The following is a 19,340-nucleotide window of genomic DNA, read 5'->3' on the forward strand; positions in this document are numbered from 1 at the left end:
CCTCTCCCCCATACGGTTATAGAGAAGCAAAGAAACATGGTGTAGGTGACATCAGCCATTATGATGGCGCCATTGGTCGGGGAAAGGATTCAATGAGATTCATAATGGCACTGGCGCTGCTCTGGATGACCCAGTTGCAGGCAGCTCCCTCCTTGCTGAAAGAGGCTGAATTGCAGGCGGCGCGCGATCCCGTCGGCTATCTGCAGCGCCTCGACGCCAGTCCCCAGCAGGATATGGAACTGTTCTACGCCAGGTCCCTGGCCCAGGCAGCCCTTGGCCGCTATCCACAGGCACAGCGCGACAATGCCCGCGCCCGCGGTCTGGCCAATGCCCAGCAGGAGACCCTTCGCCTGCTCGACTTCCGGTTGCAGCAGATTGCCCTGACCCTGGATGCCGATACGCCGGATCAGGCGCTCGAGCTGCTCACCCAGCTCTGGCCGGCGGTCCGGCATCACCCCAGGCAGGTCTCGGAGTGGCATGCCCTCAACGGGCTCGCCCTCTACCGTACCCAGCAGATGAAAGAGGCGATCCTCGAGCTCAAGACCGCCTATCACCTCAAGCAGAAAGAGCCGGGTTCCATCCTCTCCACCTTGCAGTGCGGCCGTCTGCTGATGACCCTCGGCAATCTCTATGCGGACCTCAATCTCTACCGTGAGGCCGAGACCTATTATCAGGATGCCCTCGGCCAGATGGTGCAGCTCAACGAACCCAACAGCCAGGCCATCATCCGGGCCAACATGGCCAGGCTCTACATCGACATGGGCCAGCCTGCCAGAGCCAGCCAGTTGCTCGATACCCTGCTGGCCACGCCGAGCCTGTCACCCCACTATCGCGCCATCGTCCTCGGCTACCAGGCCATGGTGTTCAACGCACGGGCGGACTGGCACTCAGCCTGGCGCAGCCTGGAGGAGGCACAAGCCATCTATGACAGGCTGGATAGCCCGCAGGCGGCCTCCCGTCTGACCGAGATCAGGGCAAGAACCCTGCTGGGTCGTGGCGAGAAGCAGCTGGCCCTGCAACTGCTGATGGAGCACACCGCCCCTCTCTCCATGGATGGTCGGGCGATGCAGGCCAGGTTACTGGCCGATCTGGGCCGCTACCCCGAGGCCTACGGGGCCATGACCCGCTACATGCAGTACTACAAGCAGCACTTCAACCAGACCCTGAGCCAGCACGCGGCCGCCTTCCAGGTCGAGATGGATCTGGCTCGCAGCGAGGCCAGCAATCGCGCGTTGCAGCAGGAAAACGAGAGCAAGCGCCAGCAACTGCTCTACCAGCAGAGTGCCCGCTACTACCAATTGCTGCTGCTGGTGCTGCTGGCCGTCGCCCTGATCCTGCTCGGGCTCACCACCCGCAGGCTCCACCGCAGCTCGCGCCACCTCTACAAGCTCGCCACCTTCGATCAGCTGACCGGTCTGCCCAACCGGCGCGCCCTGCTGGAGAGACTGGGTCAGCAGTGGCTGCACGAAACGCCCCTGACCCTGCTCATCATCGACATCGATCACTTCAAGCAGATCAACGACAAGCATGGTCACCAGGCGGGGGATCAGGCTATCCGGCAGTTGGCCAGGGAGCTCAAGAGCTGGGCGCCGGACCAGCAGTTGATCGGGCGCTGGGGCGGGGAAGAATTTCTGGTGGCCATGACCCAGGACGGGGCCACCTGCTGGCGGCAGGCGGAGCAGCTGAGAAGCCGGATCGCCTACCTGGCCGCCCCCCACATGACCATCAGCATCGGAGTGGCGGAACGCTCGACGCAGGATGACAGCCTGAGCCAGCTCATCCATCGGGCCGACATGGCCATGTATCAGGCGAAGCGCCAGGGGCGCAACCAGACCGTGCTGGCCCAGTCTCCCAATCTTTCCCCTGAACTGGCCTGCAACGTTGCCTGATGCCCCCTCGTGCGGGTGTCAGGGCGTCAGCTCAGTGAGTGACGCCACGTTCACCGGCGCACCGTAATCCACCCCCGGCAGCTCGAAGCCGTTGAGCTGCATGAACTCCTGGCGCAACCCTGCAAAATCCCCCAGGGCGCGGAAGTTCTCCGGCGTCACCTTGGGCCAGAGTGCCGAGACGGCGGCCTGCACCGCTGGCTCAAGCTCGTGGTCATCCATCCGGATCAGCCGGTTGCCATCGGCGACGACCCCTCTGGGCCCGTACATCTTGTCGGCAAACAGCCGCTGCATCTGCTCAATGCAGCCCTCGTGGACACCACGCTCCTTCATCACCCCCATCAACAGGCCCAGATAGACAGGCAGCACCGGAATAAACACGCTCGCCTTGGTCACCAGCGCCTTGCAGACCGACACCCAGGCATGACCGCCAATCCCGGCAAGTTGCAGGTTGATGGTCTCGGCGGTGGCGTGCAGGTGCTCCTTGGCATAGCCGATGGTGCCGTCCCGATAGAGGGGATAGGTGGACTCGGGGCCGATATAGGAGTAGGCAACGGTCCGGGCGCCGGGGGCCAGGCAATCCGCCTGCTGCAATGTCTGCATCCAGCGCTGCCAATCCTCGCCACCCATCACGCTGACGGTGTCGCGGATCTCCTCCGGGGTGGCTGGCACCAGCGACTGCTGCACCAGGGTGTCCTGTTCCAGATCCAGCCCCCAGCCGCTGAATGGCTGGCCGGTGGTCTTGAGCACGGAGCGCACTTGCGTGCCATCCGGCATCACCCTGACTCCGCTCGCCAGCGAATAGACCACCAGATCCACCTGCCCGAGCTGCTGGCGGATGACGTCGATGGCCTGCTGGCGCATGGTGTCGGAGAAGGCATCCCCGATCAGGTTGACGGCGATGCGACCGGCTTGCTCCGCCGCCTGACGAAACCAGATGTTGTTGTACCAGCCAGCACTGCCGAGCCCCTTGCCGGAGGGACCCCGCTCGAACGAGACGCCCAGGGTATCGGCCCCGGCACCGAAGGTGAGCGCGATCCGGGACGCCAGCCCGAAACCGGACGATGCCCCCAGCACCAGCACCCGTTTCGGCCCGTTGAACGGCCCCGCCGCCCGCACCTGTTCGATCTGTTGCAGCACGGCGGCGCGACAACCCATGGGGTGGCAATTGCGGGCAACACAACCCTGGATCTGGGGATGAATGATCATGAAGGACTCTCCGGTGCATCGGTGGGACATGAGAAACGGCCATGACAGCGTCACCCGGTTGCAGGTGAGGAGCCCTGGCCGTTTTGCCAAGGGAACTGGCTACAGCATAACCAAGGGGGGCGGGATTACCTTGATGTCGGACGGGATATGGGCTGGAAGAGGGCAGAAAAACAAAAGGGAGCGCGAGGCTCCCCAAAGCGGTATTCAGATGCTTTTTGTTGTTTTGTGTTCATTGCGAAGCACGGGCACATCCTATTCCCCCACCTTCCCGGGGGCAATAGCACGCCTGTGACCGGCGTCAAACTCCTGTTCAAAATATGCACTCCCCGGCCACCTGCACCTCTACGCCTTCCGGTTCGGGGTCAGGCAAATCCTGAAACTGTGGCGACGATGCCGTTTTAGTTTCAGCAGACATTGGTATAGTGGACCCAGGATCAGTGAGGAGAACTCCCATGAATGGAACCTATTACAAACACGTACTGGCCGCGATCGACCTGTCGGAAGACAACCGCAAGGTGATCGAGAAGGCGGTCGACCGGGCCCGCTCCAACGGCGCCAAGCTGTCGGTGATCCATGTGGATGTGGACCTCAAGGATCTCTACACCGAAATGATCGACATCGACATCGACAACGTGCAGGACCAGGTGATCGCCGAAGCGAAGGAGAAGCTGGAAGCCTTCCTCGCCTCGGTGGACTACCCCATCGAGAAGAAATTGGTGATCTGCGGCGATCTGAGCGAGCGGGTCAACCAGGCGGTCAAGGACTACCAGATCGACCTGCTGGTGTGCGGCCATCGCCAGAGCTTCTGGAGCCTGCTCACCTCGAGCGCACGCCAGCTGATGAATACCGTGCCCTGCGACATGCTGGTCGTGCCCTTGCAGAAGTGATCGAACAGGCGTAGTGTGATTTGCCATGAATATGACCTCATTCAATCACAACTACTGGTGGTGCTGCTTCTAAACAGGCGGCACTGCTTTTCTATGTAGAATTTCCCAAAGAAAACACCGTGACCGCCGAGAGGCGGTCATTGTTTTCATCCCTTTGTCGCCTCCCGGCTCACCCAACTGGAGAGAGTGACATGCACAACCCCGTGATCCTGACCGGTGACCGCCCCACCGGCAAACTGCACATCGGCCATTACGTCGGCTCCCTGCGCCAGCGCGTGGCCGCCCAGCACCATTACCGCCAGTTCGTGATGATCGCCGATCTGCAGGCGCTGACCGACAACGGCCACAACCCGGCCAAGGTGACCGATCACGTGCTGGAGGTGATGGCCGACTACCTGGCCGCTGGCCTCGACCCGGCCAAGACCACCTTCTGCCTGCAGAGCGCCCTGCCCGCCCTCGCCGAACTCACGACCTACTACCTCAACCTGGTCAGCGTCGCCCGGCTGGAGCGCAACCCCACGGTGAAGGCCGAGATCCAGCAAAAAGGGTTCGAGCGCAGCCTGCCCGCCGGCTTCCTCGTCTATCCGGTCAGCCAGGCCGCCGACATCACCGCCTTTCGTGCCACCCATGTGCCGGTGGGCGAGGATCAGCTGCCCATGCTGGAGCAGACCAACGAGATAGTGCGCCGCTTCAACACCCTGGTTGGCAAAGAGGTGCTGACCGAGTGCCTGCCCATCCTGAGCGACACCGGCCGCCTGCCCGGCATCGACGGCAAGGCCAAGATGTCCAAGTCCCTTGGCAACACCATCGAACTCGGCATGTCGAGCGACGAGATCAGGCAGGCGGTGTTCGCCATGTATACCGACCCCAATCACCTCAAGGTGAGCGATCCGGGTCAGGTGGAGGGCAATACGGTGTTCGCCTATCTGGATGCCTTCCACCCCGACAAGGCCCTGGTGGCCGAGATGAAGGCCCACTACCAGCGCGGTGGTCTGGGGGACATGCGCTGCAAGCAGGTACTCAACGACTGCCTGCAGACCCTGCTCGCTCCGATGCGGGAGCGGCGCGAGGCAGCCATCGCCGACAAGCGCCAGCTGCTGCGCCTGTTGCAGCAGGGTACCGAGCAGGCCCGGGCCCTCACCGACGAGGTGCTGGCCGAGGTGAAGGGGGCGATGGGGCTGGACTACTTCTCCGGATTGGCGTGATCTGCCCCCTGCGGCGCGGGATGGCCGAGCGCATCCGCGCCGTAGCGCTCCCTCGCCAGCCGGTGCAACAGCCCCTTGAACCAGCCGATCGCCTCGTCATGGGCACTGAGCGGGTGGCCCGCCATCAGGTAGACGATGGGGATGGCGGGTTCCAGCTGGTGCAAGCGCAACGGATAGTGGCGACAGAAGTGGCGCCCGATCATCTCGGGCACCACCACCAGGTAGCGGCCGGTCGCCATCAGCGGCGGTACCGCCATAAAGCTCGGCAGCCTGACCCCCAGCTCCCGCGCCACCCCGAAACGGGCCAGCCAGAGATCCACCATGGCCTGGCTGTGGCCCCAGCTGGAGGTGTGGATATGGGGGCGGCTGACCAGTTCTCCCGGCCCCAGCATGTCGGGCAGAGCGCTGCCGAGGGGCGACAAACAGACCAGCGGATTGCTGAACCACTCCTCGCGCCACAACCGGGGCGAGAGGTGGTTGGCACCGGCAAACCCGATCACCAAATCCAGTTCCCCCTTCTCCAGCTCCCGCTCGTAGTCGCTGTCCGCCAGCTCGCACACTTCCAGTCGGCAGTGGGGAGCCTGCTGCACCATCCACTCCACCAGCACCGGCACCAGGCCGTGCTCCACCGAGCCCGGGGTGGCGATGCGAAAGATCCGCCGCGCACTTGCCGGGTCGAATCCCTTGGCCTGACGCAGCCCCTGCTCCAGCATGGCCAGCGCCTGGCGCACCGGGCTCGCCAGCGCCTTGGCCCGTTCGGTCGGCATCATCTCGCGCCGACTCATCACGAACAGCGGGTCATCCAGCGCCTGGCGCAAGCGTCCCAGCGCATGGCTGACGGTGGATTGGGAGAGGTGCAGCCGTTCGGCGGCACGGGTGACGTTGCGCTCCTGCATCAGCATGTCGAACACGGTGAGCAGGTTGAGGTCGAGGCGGGAGAGGGGCAGTTCCATCGATATTGGCCATAGTTGAATGACGACAATTCATTTTTGGCATAGTAGCAGATTGCATAGAATGCGCAGGCGAATTACATCGGAGATTCAAATGCGTAGCTATCTGTTGTTGCTGGCGATCGGCCTGTTGTGGGGCTCCCAGTTCATTTTCATGCACCAGGCCGTGGCTGAACTGCCCCCCATCATGGTGGCCGCCGGACGCGCCCTGTGCGGCAGCCTGACCCTGGGTCTGCTCTGCCTGTTCATGCGCCTCAAGAGTGAACACACACCCTGGCGAACCTATATGCTGATCGCCCTGCTCGACGCCACCATCCCCTTCATCATGGTGGCCTGGGGACAACAGTATGTGGACAGCGCCATCGCGGCCGTGGTCATGGGTTGTATCCCCTTTGTGACCATTCTGGCGGCTCCCTTGTTTATTTCTGGTGAAAGAATCACCAAGGGCGGCCTCGTCTCCGTGATCATCGGCTTCGTCGGCGTGCTGGTACTGTTCTGGCCCAAGCTGACCAGCGGCATGAATGCCGGCCTGCTCGGTGCCATGGCCATCCTGTTCGGTGCCAGCTGCTTCGCCATCGGCCTGCTGATGATCAAGCGCTTCGCCAAGGACCATCCTGTGGTCGTGGCCCGCAACATCCTGATCTCCTCAGCCATCCAGCTGCTGCTGGCCGCGCCCTTCGTGGCCGACCTGAGCACCCTCACCCTGCCGAGCCAGCAGGCCATGGGCGCCGTCGCCATGCTGGGGATCTTCTGTACCGGCCTGGTCTACTTCCTCTACATGGCGCTGATCCAGAAGGCGGGCCCGACCTTCGCCTCCTTCAGCAACTACCTGGTGCCGCTGTTCGGCGTCATGCTGGGAGCCCTGTTCCTCGGCGAGCAGATCCAGTCCACCACGGGCGTGGCGCTGGCCCTGATCCTGGGTTCGGTCGCCCTCAACCAGTGGGCACAGCAGCGCCGCCAACAGCGGGAGGCTGCCCTATGTCAGGCATCCTGACCACCCTCTGCGGCGGTCTGGTACTGATAGCCGGCTGGCAGTATCGCCACCGGCTGGCCGGGGTGCTGGGTCTGCTGATGGTGCTGCTGCCCTGGTTCTTCGACAGCAAGCTGCAAGCCATGCTGAACTATGCACTGAATGCCTGAAGACCCTCTCTGCGTGTGTGACGAGAGTGTATCTCTCCTGTTTTTGGGACCGTTTTAACAAAACCTCCGATTTGTCCCCTCTACCGGCGCCCTGCGCCGGTTTTTTTATCTCTGCGCCTCTGGTCCGTAGCGATAACTCAACCGCTCGTTCTTGCGCGGCCCCGTTATCTGCCAGGCGAGCAGGAAACCCTCGCCGGTTTCGGTCAGCTCGGCGCTGTAGTGATCCTGCCCGCACAGGTGAGGCTCGGCCGTGACCCAGTGCCCGTCCCCCCGGGGCAACAGCTCGAACAACATCACCGGCTGCTCGTAGCGCAGGTGGGAGAGCATGATCCCCCGTGCGGTGCGCTGCCACCAGAAGCGGTTGTGCATGGTCAGCTCCCGGCCATGGGGCGTGGTGTAGCGACCCGTCTCGGCATACAGCCACCCCCCATGGTGATCGGTCACCACCACGGCCCCCTCCCCGCGACCGCACCAGTCGGTGGCGGATCCGGCCCCGTTGCTCGCCTCGAAGGCAAATGCTCCGATCTGTGACAACCCTTCCCATAAACGCTGGATCGCGCCTTCCAACTCGGCCATCATAGCGCCCTCCAAATTGACAACTGACGACAATTCAATCACATGAACTACTTGATAGGGGTTACCCTGCTCTGGTCCTTCTCCTTCAGCCTGATCGGGGTCTACCTTGCCGGTCAGGTGGATGCCTACTTCTCGGTACTGACCCGCATCGTGCTCGCCAGCCTGGTGTTTCTGCCCTTCCTGCGCCGTCGCTGGCTGCGCCCCGATCTGGTGGCCAAGCTGATGGCCCTCGGTGCCATCCAGCTCGGCATCATGTATCTCTTCTACTACCACTCCTTCCTGCTCTTGACGGTACCGGAAGTGCTGGTGTTCACCATCTTCACCCCCATCTATGTCACCCTGATCCACGACCTGCTGGAAGGGCGCTTCAAGCCTGTCTATCTGTGGGGGGCCCTGCTGGCGGTGCTGGGGGCGGCCGTCATCCGTTTCGACGGCCTGACCGAAAACTATGTACTGGGATTCCTGGTGGTGCAGGGCGCCAACGTCTGCTTCGCTCTGGGCCAGGTAGGCTACAAGGTGCTGCTGGCCCGGGAGGCTGAGCAGCCGCCCCAGCTGGCGGTGTTCGGCTGCTTCTATCTGGGCGCCCTGGTGATCGCCCTGCCCGCCTGGTGGCTGCTGGGCAAACCTCAATATCCCGCCAGCTCCCTGCAATGGGGCATCCTCTTCTGGCTGGGGGTCGGGGCATCCGGGCTCGGCTACTTCCTGTGGAACAAGGGGGCGACCCTGGTCAGCAGCGGCGTGCTGGCCATCATGAACAACGCCTTGATCCCCGCGGGTCTGCTGGTCAATCTGGTGCTCTGGGGAAAGGATACCGACCTGCTCAGGCTCGGTCTGGGCGCCCTGCTGATGCTGGCTTCTCTCTGGGTCTGCCAGCGTCAGCAGGTCAGTAAGCGCTGACTGAAAACCATTGACGCTGATGGGTCCATCGGCGTCAATGGGTACGCGGACAGTGACTGGCCGTCAGCCGACCACGGCGTTGTGTTCCCGCTTCGCCTGACCGTGGCAGGAGGCCAACCGGGCCAGCAGGTGATCGAGCTGCTCGGCACTCTGGCTCTGCACCAGGCCGATGCTCACGGTCACCGGACGCTGGGGCAGCAGGCTGGCGTCGGCGATCTCGAGACGCAGCCGCTCGGCAATCTCCAGGCCGCTCAGCCGATCGGTCTGGGAGAGCATCAGGATGAAGCCGTCTTCGTCCCAACGGGCGAAGGGATCTTCCCGGCGCAGCTCGCGGCGCACGATGCGGGCCAGCTTGGCCAGCATGGCGTCGCAGGCCGCCTCCCCGAACAACTGCAGGATCTTGCTGCGGTGATCCACGCTGAACTGCAGCAGACAGAAACTGCCGCTCTCGCTGGCCAGCCGTTCATCCAGCAACAGCTCGAAGTGGCTGCGGCTCTCGAGGCCGGTGAGGGGATCCGTGTCGTGGCGATCCTCCAGGGGCGCCATGGCGGCATCCAGATGGCGAACCACCCCCAGCAGTTGACCCCCTTCGTCGCGACGGACCCGCTCCTCCAGCCGGATGTAATGGCCCTGATGGTGCAGGATGCGGTACTCGAGTCGAAGCCCGTTGCTGCGCCCATGCTGACAGGCCTCCAGGGCCTCTGCCAGACGGGGAGCATCATCCGGATGTACCCGATCCAGCCAGCCGAGATCTCCCAGCTCGCCCCCCTCCAGACCCAGCAGTTGCAGACAGGAAGGGTCCCGCCTCAGACCCTGCCCGGCCGACCAGGTCCAGATCCCGGCCTCCAACATCGCCATGGCCTGTGCCATCAGCGTCACCTCAAGGGGAGTGGTGACCTCAACCCCGGGAGTCTCATACCTTTCCATCACGCGCCTCGAAACCGGATCTGAATATCTGTCCAAGCAATCACACTCAATAAGTAACATTGGTGCTGGCGCCGAGCAACCGCGCCAGCATCGCTGGCCTCGCACCTCTCGCCCCCGGTGGTCCGCCATCAGGGCCTGCCAGCCTCCAGCTACGAAGTGGAACCCGACGTCACGCCACCTTGCCCTGATAGCCTGCCATCAGGGCCTGCCAGTTTTCCGGCACGAAGTGGAAGCTGGTGTGCAGTTGCGACTCCTTGTTGAAGGAGCGCAGCAACCGCTCCAGGTTGGCCTGCTGCCAGTTGCCGGGGGAGCGGATGGCTCCTTTGTCGAAGTCGATCACCCACACCTTGCCCTCCTTGTCGAGCAGCAGGTTGTGGCTGTTGAGATCCGCATGATAGACCCCTGCATCGTGCAACTGGCGCACCGTTTTGCCTATCTTGTGCCACACCTCACCGGCGATCGGCCCCTGCTTGAGCAGGGCCACCAGATCCTTGGCGCCGCGAATGCGCTCGATCAGGATGTCGGCCCGATAGAAGGGCCCCTGCTTGACCATGCGGGCCGCAAAGGGGCGCGGCACCGGCAGCCCCTGTTCACTCAGGGTCGCCAGCAGACGATATTCAGCCATGGCCCGGCTGCTCTCCACCCCTTCAAACCAGAACCGGTCACGCACCAGCTTGCCCACCATGCCGCCACGGTAGTAGTGACGCAGCACCAAGTGACGGGACTCATCCTTCACGAACCAGGTCACCCCGCGGCCGATGGAAGAGCCCACCACCTGGCGATGGGTCTGCCACCAGACAGGATCGAACAAGGCAGGGGAAGGATCGCGGAAGACTCCGTCGGCATACCAGCAGACCTGGTTGTGGGTGGTGTGTGTCAGCATGATGAGAATTCCGGTCGATAGTGGGTGCAGGGCATCCATTCAGAAAGCCGTGCCGGTCGGGCAACCGGCGCAATTTTACAATCCACAGGGGAGTTTGCATAATGCCATCCATCCATTTTGCCATCGTTGCGCCACATCATGCCGCTGTTCCAAACGCCGCCCTCCTCCATCTGCATCCTGCGGCTCTCCGCCATCGGAGATTGCTGCCACGCGCTGGCGCTGGTGCGCGTCATCCAGCGGGAGTGGCCCCAGACCCGCATCACCTGGATCACCGGCAAGATTGAGGCGACCCTGTTCGCCGATCTGCCGGGGGTCGAGGTCATTCCCTTCGACAAGAGCAAGGGGTGGCGCGGCTATCGCGATCTCTGGCAGACCCTCAAGGGGCGCAGGTTCGATGCCCTGCTCCACCTGCAGGCCGCCATGCGCGCCAGCATCGCCACCCTCGGCATCAAGGCCAAGGTCAAACTCGGGTTTGATCGGGAGCGCGCCAGCGACGGTCAGTGGTTGTTCACCAACCATCGGGTCCCCTCACCCGCCTCCCCCCACGTGCTGGACGGCTTTCTCGCCTTCGCCAAAGAGCTCGGGATAAAAGATCTGACCCCGGACTGGCAACTGCCCATCAGCGCCGAGCACCAGACCTGGGCCCGGGAGAAGGTGGGTGGTAAGCCGACCCTGCTCATCTGCGCCGCTGCCAGCAAGGCATTCAAGAATTGGACTGCCGCCGGCTACGCCGCGCTGGCGGATCACGCCGCAGACAAGGGCTTTCAGGTCTATCTGTGCGGCGGACCGGCCAGGCTGGAGCGGGATCTCGCCGCCGAGATCCAGCGCCTCAGCCAGAGCAAGCCGGAAGATTTGGTGGGGCAGACCAGCCTCAAGCAATTGCTGGCGCTGATTGGCGAGGCGAGCCTGGTGCTGGCCCCGGATACCGGCCCGGCCCACATGGCCACCCTGGTGGGGACACCCGTGATCGGCCTCTACGCCCACCACAACCCCGCCCGTACCGGCCCCTATCTGTGCCGGGATTATCTGGTCAGCGTCTATCAGGAACTGATTGAGCAGGAGACCGGCAAGCCGCTGGCCGAGCTCGGCTGGCGCACCCGCCTCAAGGATCCGGACGCCATGGCCAAGATAAGCCGCGAGCGGGTCATCGCCGCCTTCGACCGCCTCTGTACCGACAAGCATCTTCTACCGACCCAGGGCAACTCGGAAATTCCGAGCCCTGGCGCAGGGATAATCTGATGGCCCGGCCCCGGCTCCGTGGGCAGAATGGCCCTCTATGCGGGTAACGCCCGCACAGCAAGCTACGGATATTTTGATCGGCTGGAATATGATTCCGGCCGTTTTTTTATCCGCCCCCATCTGCTAACATTCGCCGCCTTTACATCCTCCTGACTCTGATTCCTCCGCGCATTGCGAGCAACCGTCTCCCTTATCGGGCACAAGACGGCGGCCTCTGCTACAACCAAAGCGCGGATCATCGCTTAAAGGTACAGACATGGCGCAACAAGGCACTCTCTATATCATCTCTTCCCCGAGCGGGGCCGGTAAGTCCAGCCTGCTCAATGCCTTGCTGACCCAGCACAACGCCGCCGGCAAGATGCAGCTATCGGTTTCCCACACCACCCGCGCCACCCGTCCCGGTGAAGAGCACGGGGTGCACTACCACTTCGTCAAGGTGGAAGAGTTCAAGGCGCTGATCGAGCGCGGTGACTTTCTGGAGTGGGCAGAAGTCTTCGGCAACTACTACGGCACTTCCCGCGCCGCCATCGAGGCCTGTCTGGCGCAGGGCATCGACGTCTTCCTCGACATCGACTGGCAGGGTGCCCGCCAGATCCGCGAACTGATGCCGACCAAGTCCATCTTCATCCTGCCCCCCAGCCGCGAGGAGCTGGAGCGCCGCCTGATCGGCCGCGGCCAGGACAGCGCCGAGGTGATCAAGGGCCGGATGGAGAAAGCCATTGCCGAAATGGTGCACTACGACGAGTATGACTATGTCATCATCAATGAAGACTTTGATCAGGCACTGTTCCAGCTCAGGGCCGTCATAGAGTGCCAGCGCCTGGAAATGCGTCAGCAACAGCAGGCCCAGCAAAACTTGCTGAAACAGCTACTGGCAGAGTAAGCCAAAAACAAGTAAACTTTTGCGTCATTTTTAAACACCGCTTTTTCAATCACAGAAAGCCCAAACACTGGAGTCCCGCATGGCCCGCGTTACTGTAGAAGATGCTGTAAAACAGGTAGGTAACCGTTTTGACCTGGTGCTGGTCGCCGCGCGCCGCGCTCGTCAAATCGCGGTACAAGGCAAGGATCCCCTGGTCGACGAAGAGAACGACAAGCCGACCGTGATCGCCCTGCGCGAGATCGAACTGGGTCTGGTCAACAACCAGGTGATGGATACTCAGGACCGCTACGAGCAGCAAGAGCAGGAAGCCGCCGAGCTGGCTGCCGTTGCTGCCATCGCAGAAGGTCGCGGCTAAGTCAGTCGCTTCCCATAGTCGGCGCCCGCCCGGGTGCCGGCTGTTCTCCCCATTTACAACCGCTCGAAAACCTCGCAAACTCGAGGGCATACCCTCAATTTCACGGATTGCCGTTTAACCGCTGCGGGGACTGTCTTGTATTTATTTGAAAATCTTAAAGAAATAGCCAGTTCCTACCTGCCACCCGAGCAGGTTGAGAAGCTCAGGCAAGCCTATGTGGTAGCCCGTGATGCTCACCAGGGACAGATGCGTTCCAGTGGTGAACCCTACATCACCCACCCCGTTGCCGTGGCCCGCATCCTGGGCGACATGCGCCTCGATCATGAGACTCTGATGGCTGCCGTGCTGCACGACGTCATCGAAGATACCCCGGTCACCAAGGACGACCTGGCCGAGCTGTTTGGCAACGCGGTCGCCGAACTGGTGTCCGGCGTCTCCAAGCTCGACAAGCTCAAATTCCGCGATCGCAAGGAAGCCCAGGTCGAGAACTTCCGCAAGATGATGATGGCCATGACCCAGGACATCCGGGTCATCCTGATCAAGCTGGCCGACCGCACTCACAACATGCGTACCCTCGGCTCCTTGCGACCGGACAAGCGCCGCCGCATCGCCCGGGAAACCCTCGAGATTTTCGCCCCCATCGCCAACCGCCTCGGTATTCACACCATGAAGAACGAGCTGGAAGAGCTCGGTTTCGAGGCGCTCTACCCCATGCGCTCCCGGGTACTGCGGGAATCGGTGCGCCGCGCCCGTGGCAACCGGCGCGAGATCATCGACTCCATCCAGAGCGAGATTGAGGGGCGTCTGCGGGAAGCCGGTATCGATGCCCAGGTGAGCGGACGCGAGAAGAACCTGTTCTCCATCTACAACAAGATGGAGAAGAAAGAACTGCAATTCCACGAAGTGATGGATATCTATGCTTTCAGAGTGAGAGTGAAAGACATAGACACCTGCTACCGGGTGCTTGGGCAGATGCACAGCCTCTACAAGCCGCGCCCCGGTCGCTTCAAGGATTACATCGCCATCCCCAAGACCAACGGCTACCAGTCCCTGCACACCTCCCTGGTGGGGCCCCACGGGGTACCGGTGGAGGTGCAGATCCGCACCGAGTTCATGGACCAGATGGCTGACAAGGGCGTCGCCGCCCACTGGGCCTACAAGCAGGATGGGGACAGCTCGGGTACCACGGCCCAGATCCGCGCCCAGCGCTGGATGCAGAGCCTGCTGGAGCTGCAACAGAGCGCCGGCAGCTCCTTCGAGTTCATCGAGGGGGTCAAGACCGACCTCTTCCCCGACGAGATCTACGTCTTCACACCGGAGGGCCGCATCATGGAGCTGCCCGCCGGCGCCACCCCGGTGGACTTCGCCTACACGGTGCACACCGACATCGGTCATGCCTGCGTCGGTTCGCGGGTCGACCGCCACCCCTATCCGCTGAGCAGCCCGCTGCACTCCGGTCAGACGGTGGAGATCATCACGGCCCCCGGCGCCCGCCCGAACGCGGCCTGGCTCAACTTCGTGGTGACCACCAAGGCGCGCTCCAAGATCCGTCAGTTCCTGAAGAACCTGCGCACCGAAGAGTCTGTGGTGCTGGGTCGTCGCCTGCTCAACCATGCGCTGGGCGCCAAGAACATCGAAGACATCCCGGAAGCCCGCGTCAAGCAGGTGCTGGCCGACACCAAACACGAGAACCTGCAGGGGCTGCTGGCCGACGTGGGCCTTGGCAACGCCATGAGCGTCATGGTGGCCCGCCGCATGCTGGGGGATGAGCTGCCGCCGGAAGAGCAGCCCAAATCCACCAGCAAGAAGATGCCGATCAAGGGGGCCGACGGCATGCTGGTCACCTTCGCCAACTGCTGCCGCCCCATCCCGGGGGACGCCATCATCGCCCACATCAGCCCGGGCAAGGGACTGGTGATCCACCAGGAGTCCTGCCGCAACATCAAGGGCTACAGCCGCGAACCGGACAAATACCTGCCGGTGCAGTGGGAGGTGGACAAGGAGCAAGAGCAGGAATTCCGCACCGGCATCAGCATCGAGATCGTCAACCACCAGGGCGCCCTGGCGGAGCTGGCCAACGTGATTGCCGCCACCGGCGCCAACATCCACGCCATCAGCACCGAGGAGAAAGATGGCCGGGTCTATGTGGTCACCCTGCTCATCACCACCAAGAGCCGGATCCACCTCGCCAACATCATGCGCAAGATCCGGGTCATGCCCAACGTGCTCAGGGTGAGCCGACAGAAAAACTGAACACAGGCGGCGCAAGCCGCCTGCTGCTTTTCAAGAGATACCCAGGGCCCCATGCCGCAGGCCACCAGCCTTGTTGCATACACCGGCCTCACGACATAGAAACCGACATGACTCCTGAACGCTTCAAACGCATTTCCGACATGCTGGCCCAGCGCCAGCTCGACCTGACCGTCTGCATGGAAGAGGTTCATAAACCTCACAACCTGGCCGCCATCGTGCGCACTGCCGATGCCATCGGCATCCACCGGGTGCATGCGGTCTGGCCCAAGAGCTGGATCCACAAGCGCAAGGGCACCGCCCGCGGCAGCCAGAACTGGGTGGACGTGAAGCTGCACCCGGACATCGGCAGTGCCGTGACCGAACTCAAGGCTTCCGGCATGCAGATCCTGGCGACCCACCTCTCCGACAGCTCCGTGGACTTTCGCGCCATCGACTACACCAGACCCACCGCCATCCTGGTGGGCCAGGAGAAGCACGGCATCGGCGAAGAGGCGCTGGCCCTGGCCGATCACCATATCGTCATCCCCATGGTGGGCATGGTGCAGTCCCTCAACGTCTCGGTGGCCGCCGCCGCCATCCTCTACGAGGCCCAGCGCCAGCGCGAGCTGGCCGGCTGCTATCAGCGCGGCTGTCCACTCAGCCTGGAAGAGCAGAACACCATCTTGTTCGAGGGGGGCTATCCCGTCTATGCCCAGCTCTGCAAGGAGAAAGAGATGCCCTACCCCCAGCTCGGTCCGGCCGGCGAGATCATGGCGGACGAACTCTGGTGGCAGCAGATGCAGCTGACCCGCAAGGGCTGGGCCGCCCAGCAATCGGATGATCCTTCGGAAGAGTACACTGATGAAGCTTAACCACCTGCCCCTGCTGGCCCTGACCCTGTTTTCTGCCGGAGCCCTTGCCGTGAGCAACCCTTACCAGCTGACCACTGAAGCCGACATCCCCGCCCTCTATCAGCAGACCCTACCCGACTTCTGGCGCCAGCATGCCGTCGAGGGGGAGTTCAAGGGCAAGGACGGGGTCACCCTCCGCTATGCCGCCCTGCGCCAACCCAAGATCGATCGCGCCATCCTCATCGTCAACGGCCGGGTCGAGAGCTACCTCAAGTATCAGGAGCTGGCCTGGGATCTCTGGTGCCAGGGTTACAGCCTCTACCTCATCGATCATCGCGGCCAGGGAATGTCAGACCGCATGCTGGCCGACAAAGAGAAGGGGTATGTCGACCAGTTCGACGACTATGTCGCCGATCTCAAACAGTTTCATGACGAAGTGATTGTACCGGACAAGCCTGCCAAGCTGTTCCTGCTGGCCCACTCCATGGGGGGGGCCATCTCGGCCCGCTATCTGGAACGCTGGCCGAACGACATCCAGGCGGCGGTGCTCTCCTCCCCCATGATGGGCATCAACCTCGGCGGCCTGCCCAAGTGGCTGGCCAAGGGGTTGGCGGCCACCATCGGCACGGTCGGCGGCTGGGTGGGCGAGCCCCCCTACGGCCCGGGTCAGGGACCCTATGAGGATCACGGCTTTGCCGACAACGAGCTGACCCACAGCACGGTGCGTTATCAGGCCTTCCGCCAGATCTACGAGCAGCATCCCCAGGTCAGGCTGGGGGGCGCCACCGCCCACTGGATCCATCAGGCCATCACAGGATCGGACGCGGCCGTAGCCGACGCCGGCGCCATCAAGACGCCGCTGCTGCTGCTGCAGGCCGGCGAGGACAGCGTGGTGGACAACGCCGCCCAGGAGGCCTTCTGCGCCAAGGCCCAATGTGAAGGGAGCAAGCCGCTGCGCATCGAAGGGGCCTGGCACGAGCTCTTCATCGAGGCGGATCCCCAGCGCCAGGCCGCGCTCAATGCAACCCTGGCCTTCTTCGCACGCTACTGACGCGACCAGAAGGGGCTGGTTATTTTTTGGATCCCTAAATAAATGGGGTGACGGCAGACGCTGGGGTACACTCCCCCGGCGTTCAATTGAAGTCGAGGTAATGATGTTCAAGGTAGTTGTGTCCGATCTCGATGGTACCCTGCTCAACGGGCAGCACCAGATCTCCTCCCGCACCCGGGATACCCTGCACCGTCTGGTCGATCAGGGCGTCAAGTTCGTGGTCGCCACCGGCCGTCACCATGTGGATGTACGCAGCATCCGCGATGCACTGGGGCTGGATATCTACCTCATTACCTCCAACGGCGCCGTGGTACACGACAAGCAGGATCAGCTGGTCTACAACCAGGCGCTGCCGAGCACGGTGGCGGCCGAGCTGATCGCCATGGAGCGCGACCCATCCATCCACATCAACGTCTACTACGGCGACGAGTGGCTGGTGGAAGAGGAGCTGCCCTGGTTGCTGAAGTTCCATCACGACTCCGGCTTCAGCTACCGCCTGGCTGATCTCGCCAGCCACCCGAAGGACAGGGTCAACAAGGTGTTCTACATCGGCGACCACGACAAGCTGCTGAAGATAGAGGCGCACCTCAACCAGCAATATGGTGATCGACTCAACGTCACCTTCTCCCTGCCTGACTGCCTCGAGGTGATGCATGCCGGTGTGCACAAGGGTAATGCCGTGCGCGCCGTGCTGGAGCAGCACGGCCTGGAGATGTCACAGGCCGTGGCCTTCGGCGATGGCATGAACGACTTCGAGATGCTGAGCATGGTGGGCCGTGGTGTGGTCATGGGCAACGCCCACGATCGCCTCAAACTGGCCCTGCCAGAGCACGAACAGACCCTCACTTCCGATGAAGATGGCGTTGCCGTCTATCTGGAGAAACTGTTCGCCTCCCAGACCCGCTGATTAGGCATCCCCATCGCGGATCGAAAAAGGGTGGCCCATGTGGCCACCCTTTTTGTTTCTCGCTCTCTTGTCACCACGCCAGTGCCGGGTGCATCAGACGGTTCAACAGCGTGCCGGATGGCGTCCACTCAAAGCTCTGGTTGGCGCCGCCATAGCATTCGGCGAGGCGCAGGGGGACGGCCGGCTTATGACGGCGACCCGCCACATCCAGGCACAGCGACACCTGCCGATTAAACAGACGATCCCCCTGCCACTGCCATTGATGGCTCTCCTCCCGGCACACCTCCATCCCCAGACCATCTTCCCCTCTGGCGACCAGGCAATCCCCGGCCAGTTGCAGGGCGCCGACATCCCAGCTGAATGACTGGTTCGGTTGCTGATCGCAGGGCTGGGTCAGCAGACGGCCCTGCTCGCTCAGGGTCACGCAGAAGCCACCACTGGTTACCAAGGTGGCCTCGAGTTCGGCCTTTGGCTTGGGGGCGGCGCCCATCAGAAGATCTTCCGGTTTCGGCTGCAGGGCGCAACCACCCAGCAGCAGTGCGGCCATGGCCAGCACGGAGAGTTGAAGAGAAGTGATATGGTGATGCATAGGCCTTGTATCTGGTCCGTGCCCGAGCGTCCCCTGTCTCGCGGCTCCGGGCCCAGCATACCGAACTCGTGGCGAACAGGCGCCTGAAGAAGTGTAAAAAGACGTGACAGGAAAAAGCGGAAGAGAAACGCCAAAAAGCAAAAACCCCGCCTGAGCGGGGTTTTCAAATGTGGTCGGTGATAAAGGATTCGAACCTTTGACCCTCTGGTCCCAAACCAGATGCGCTACCGGGCTGCGCTAATCACCGAGGGGTATTCTAAAAACACAAAGATGACCATCTGGTCATCCTCGTCATACAGCAAGTATGGTGCGAAGAGAGGGACTCGAACCCTCACACCCGGGGGGCACTAACACCTGAAGCTAGCGCGTCTACCAATTCCGCCACCTTCGCGTACCTGACAAGCTGTAAAATGGGGTGGCTGATGGGGCTCGAACCCACGACAACCGGAATCACAATCCGGGACTCTACCAACTGAGCTACAGCCACCACAGCTGTTTTCGTTCTTCAACACGCCCGTTTAACCGGCGCACTTTTGATGGTGCGCCCGACAGGATTCGAACCTGTGACCTCTGCCTCCGGAGGGCAGCGCTCTATCCAGCTGAGCTACGGGCGCTACGCTGTCGAACGGGGCGCATTATTGATGATGATGCCGACCTTGTCTACTCTTTTTTT

19 protein-coding genes and 4 tRNA genes are annotated in these 19,340 nt (G+C 62.5%); 13 read left to right on the forward strand and 10 right to left on the reverse strand.

Going from position 1 to position 19,340, the window contains the following annotated elements; genetic code table 11:
- Positions 1–104: 104 nt before the first annotated feature.
- Positions 105–1,889, forward strand: a complete 1,785-nt coding sequence (locus AB5Y89_RS18525; RefSeq protein ID WP_161646759.1) for a diguanylate cyclase — start codon at positions 105–107, stop codon at positions 1,887–1,889.
- Between the two features lie 18 nt (positions 1,890–1,907).
- On the opposite strand, the gene fabV is transcribed toward AB5Y89_RS18525, so the two are convergent.
- On the reverse strand, positions 1,908–3,095 hold the full coding sequence (gene fabV, locus AB5Y89_RS18530) for an enoyl-ACP reductase FabV (protein WP_368224263.1): 1,188 nt from the start codon (positions 3,093–3,095) through the stop codon (positions 1,908–1,910).
- 452 nt (positions 3,096–3,547) lie between these two features.
- Between fabV and AB5Y89_RS18535 the strand changes: the two genes are divergently transcribed.
- Together AB5Y89_RS18535 and trpS are read left to right on the forward strand one after the other, a co-directional pair.
- Entirely contained in the window at positions 3,548–3,982 is a 435-nt protein-coding gene (locus tag AB5Y89_RS18535; RefSeq protein WP_010672329.1) for a universal stress protein, read from the forward strand.
- Positions 3,983–4,173: 191 nt separating this feature from the next.
- Complete coding sequence (gene trpS, locus AB5Y89_RS18540; protein ID WP_045522673.1) at positions 4,174–5,187, forward strand: tryptophan--tRNA ligase; 1,014 nt, start codon at positions 4,174–4,176, stop codon at positions 5,185–5,187.
- On the opposite strand, the gene AB5Y89_RS18545 is transcribed toward trpS, so the two are convergent.
- Positions 5,166–6,140 carry a LysR family transcriptional regulator gene (locus tag AB5Y89_RS18545; protein WP_069651602.1) on the reverse strand — a complete coding sequence of 325 codons (975 nt, stop codon included), beginning with the start codon at positions 6,138–6,140 and terminating at the stop codon, positions 5,166–5,168. The genes trpS and AB5Y89_RS18545 overlap by 22 nt on opposite strands.
- Before the next feature lie 91 nt (positions 6,141–6,231).
- On the opposite strand from AB5Y89_RS18545, the gene AB5Y89_RS18550 reads away from it, so the two are divergent.
- Positions 6,232–7,131, forward strand: a complete 900-nt coding sequence (locus AB5Y89_RS18550; protein WP_042882104.1) for a DMT family transporter — start codon at positions 6,232–6,234, stop codon at positions 7,129–7,131.
- Positions 7,116–7,277, forward strand: coding sequence for a hypothetical protein (locus tag AB5Y89_RS18555; protein WP_010672325.1), 162 nt, complete (start codon positions 7,116–7,118; stop codon positions 7,275–7,277). Before AB5Y89_RS18550 ends, AB5Y89_RS18555 begins: the two co-directional genes overlap by 16 nt.
- Before the next feature lie 105 nt (positions 7,278–7,382).
- Here AB5Y89_RS18555 and AB5Y89_RS18560 read toward each other — a convergent pair whose 3' ends face one another.
- Positions 7,383–7,853, reverse strand: a complete 471-nt coding sequence (locus AB5Y89_RS18560; protein WP_029313393.1) for a DUF6314 family protein — start codon at positions 7,851–7,853, stop codon at positions 7,383–7,385.
- A gap of 42 nt (positions 7,854–7,895) precedes the next feature.
- Between AB5Y89_RS18560 and AB5Y89_RS18565 the strand changes: the two genes are divergently transcribed.
- Complete coding sequence (locus AB5Y89_RS18565) at positions 7,896–8,750, forward strand: carboxylate/amino acid/amine transporter (protein WP_368224264.1); 855 nt, start codon at positions 7,896–7,898, stop codon at positions 8,748–8,750.
- Positions 8,751–8,813: 63 nt separating this feature from the next.
- Here the strand turns inward: AB5Y89_RS18565 and AB5Y89_RS18570 are convergent, their stop codons facing one another.
- Together AB5Y89_RS18570 and AB5Y89_RS18575 are read right to left on the reverse strand one after the other, a co-directional pair.
- Entirely contained in the window at positions 8,814–9,677 is an 864-nt protein-coding gene (locus AB5Y89_RS18570; RefSeq protein ID WP_053287970.1) for a sensor domain-containing diguanylate cyclase, read from the reverse strand.
- Positions 9,678–9,846: 169 nt separating this feature from the next.
- On the reverse strand, positions 9,847–10,560 hold the full coding sequence (locus AB5Y89_RS18575) for a 3-deoxy-D-manno-octulosonic acid kinase (RefSeq protein WP_010672321.1): 714 nt from the start codon (positions 10,558–10,560) through the stop codon (positions 9,847–9,849).
- A gap of 138 nt (positions 10,561–10,698) precedes the next feature.
- Between AB5Y89_RS18575 and AB5Y89_RS18580 the strand changes: the two genes are divergently transcribed.
- The 7 genes from AB5Y89_RS18580 to AB5Y89_RS18610 all read left to right on the forward strand — a co-directional run bounded on the left by AB5Y89_RS18580 (position 10,699) and on the right by AB5Y89_RS18610 (position 18,078).
- The gene (locus AB5Y89_RS18580) at positions 10,699–11,799 is read left to right on the forward strand and encodes a glycosyltransferase family 9 protein (protein WP_049637090.1); all 1,101 of its coding nucleotides are present in this window, start codon (positions 10,699–10,701) and stop codon (positions 11,797–11,799) included.
- 256 nt (positions 11,800–12,055) lie between these two features.
- On the forward strand, positions 12,056–12,682 hold the full coding sequence (gene gmk / locus AB5Y89_RS18585; RefSeq protein WP_139700782.1) for a guanylate kinase: 627 nt from the start codon (positions 12,056–12,058) through the stop codon (positions 12,680–12,682).
- Between the two features lie 79 nt (positions 12,683–12,761).
- Entirely contained in the window at positions 12,762–13,037 is a 276-nt protein-coding gene (gene rpoZ, locus AB5Y89_RS18590; protein ID WP_005307060.1) for a DNA-directed RNA polymerase subunit omega, read from the forward strand.
- 135 nt (positions 13,038–13,172) lie between these two features.
- Entirely contained in the window at positions 13,173–15,290 is a 2,118-nt protein-coding gene (gene spoT, locus AB5Y89_RS18595) for a bifunctional GTP diphosphokinase/guanosine-3',5'-bis pyrophosphate 3'-pyrophosphohydrolase (protein ID WP_042079042.1), read from the forward strand.
- A gap of 107 nt (positions 15,291–15,397) precedes the next feature.
- Positions 15,398–16,141, forward strand: a complete 744-nt coding sequence (gene trmH, locus AB5Y89_RS18600) for a tRNA (guanosine(18)-2'-O)-methyltransferase TrmH (protein ID WP_368224265.1) — start codon at positions 15,398–15,400, stop codon at positions 16,139–16,141.
- A complete protein-coding gene (locus tag AB5Y89_RS18605; RefSeq protein ID WP_049637083.1) occupies positions 16,131–17,171 on the forward strand; it encodes an alpha/beta fold hydrolase in 1,041 nt (346 codons plus the stop codon). Before trmH ends, AB5Y89_RS18605 begins: the two co-directional genes overlap by 11 nt.
- A 103-nt stretch (positions 17,172–17,274) precedes the next feature.
- Complete coding sequence (locus AB5Y89_RS18610; protein ID WP_049637091.1) at positions 17,275–18,078, forward strand: Cof-type HAD-IIB family hydrolase; 804 nt, start codon at positions 17,275–17,277, stop codon at positions 18,076–18,078.
- A 70-nt stretch (positions 18,079–18,148) separates the two neighbouring features.
- Here the strand turns inward: AB5Y89_RS18610 and AB5Y89_RS18615 are convergent, their stop codons facing one another.
- The 5 genes from AB5Y89_RS18615 to AB5Y89_RS18635 all read right to left on the reverse strand — a co-directional run bounded on the left by AB5Y89_RS18615 (position 18,149) and on the right by AB5Y89_RS18635 (position 19,281).
- The gene (locus AB5Y89_RS18615; protein ID WP_043153707.1) at positions 18,149–18,667 is read right to left on the reverse strand and encodes a ricin-type beta-trefoil lectin domain protein; all 519 of its coding nucleotides are present in this window, start codon (positions 18,665–18,667) and stop codon (positions 18,149–18,151) included.
- A 170-nt stretch (positions 18,668–18,837) separates the two neighbouring features.
- Positions 18,838–18,914 (reverse strand) — tRNA-Pro (locus AB5Y89_RS18620).
- A gap of 58 nt (positions 18,915–18,972) precedes the next feature.
- A tRNA-Leu gene (locus AB5Y89_RS18625) sits at positions 18,973–19,058 on the reverse strand.
- Positions 19,059–19,078: 20 nt separating this feature from the next.
- Positions 19,079–19,154: transfer RNA gene (locus AB5Y89_RS18630), tRNA-His, on the reverse strand.
- Positions 19,155–19,204: 50 nt separating this feature from the next.
- Positions 19,205–19,281, reverse strand: a tRNA-Arg gene (locus tag AB5Y89_RS18635).
- Positions 19,282–19,340: the final 59 nt, after the last annotated feature.

It is taken from the genome of Aeromonas sp. s4 (genome assembly GCF_040907855.1).
GTDB classification, from domain to species: Bacteria; Pseudomonadota; Gammaproteobacteria; order Enterobacterales; family Aeromonadaceae; genus Aeromonas; species Aeromonas caviae.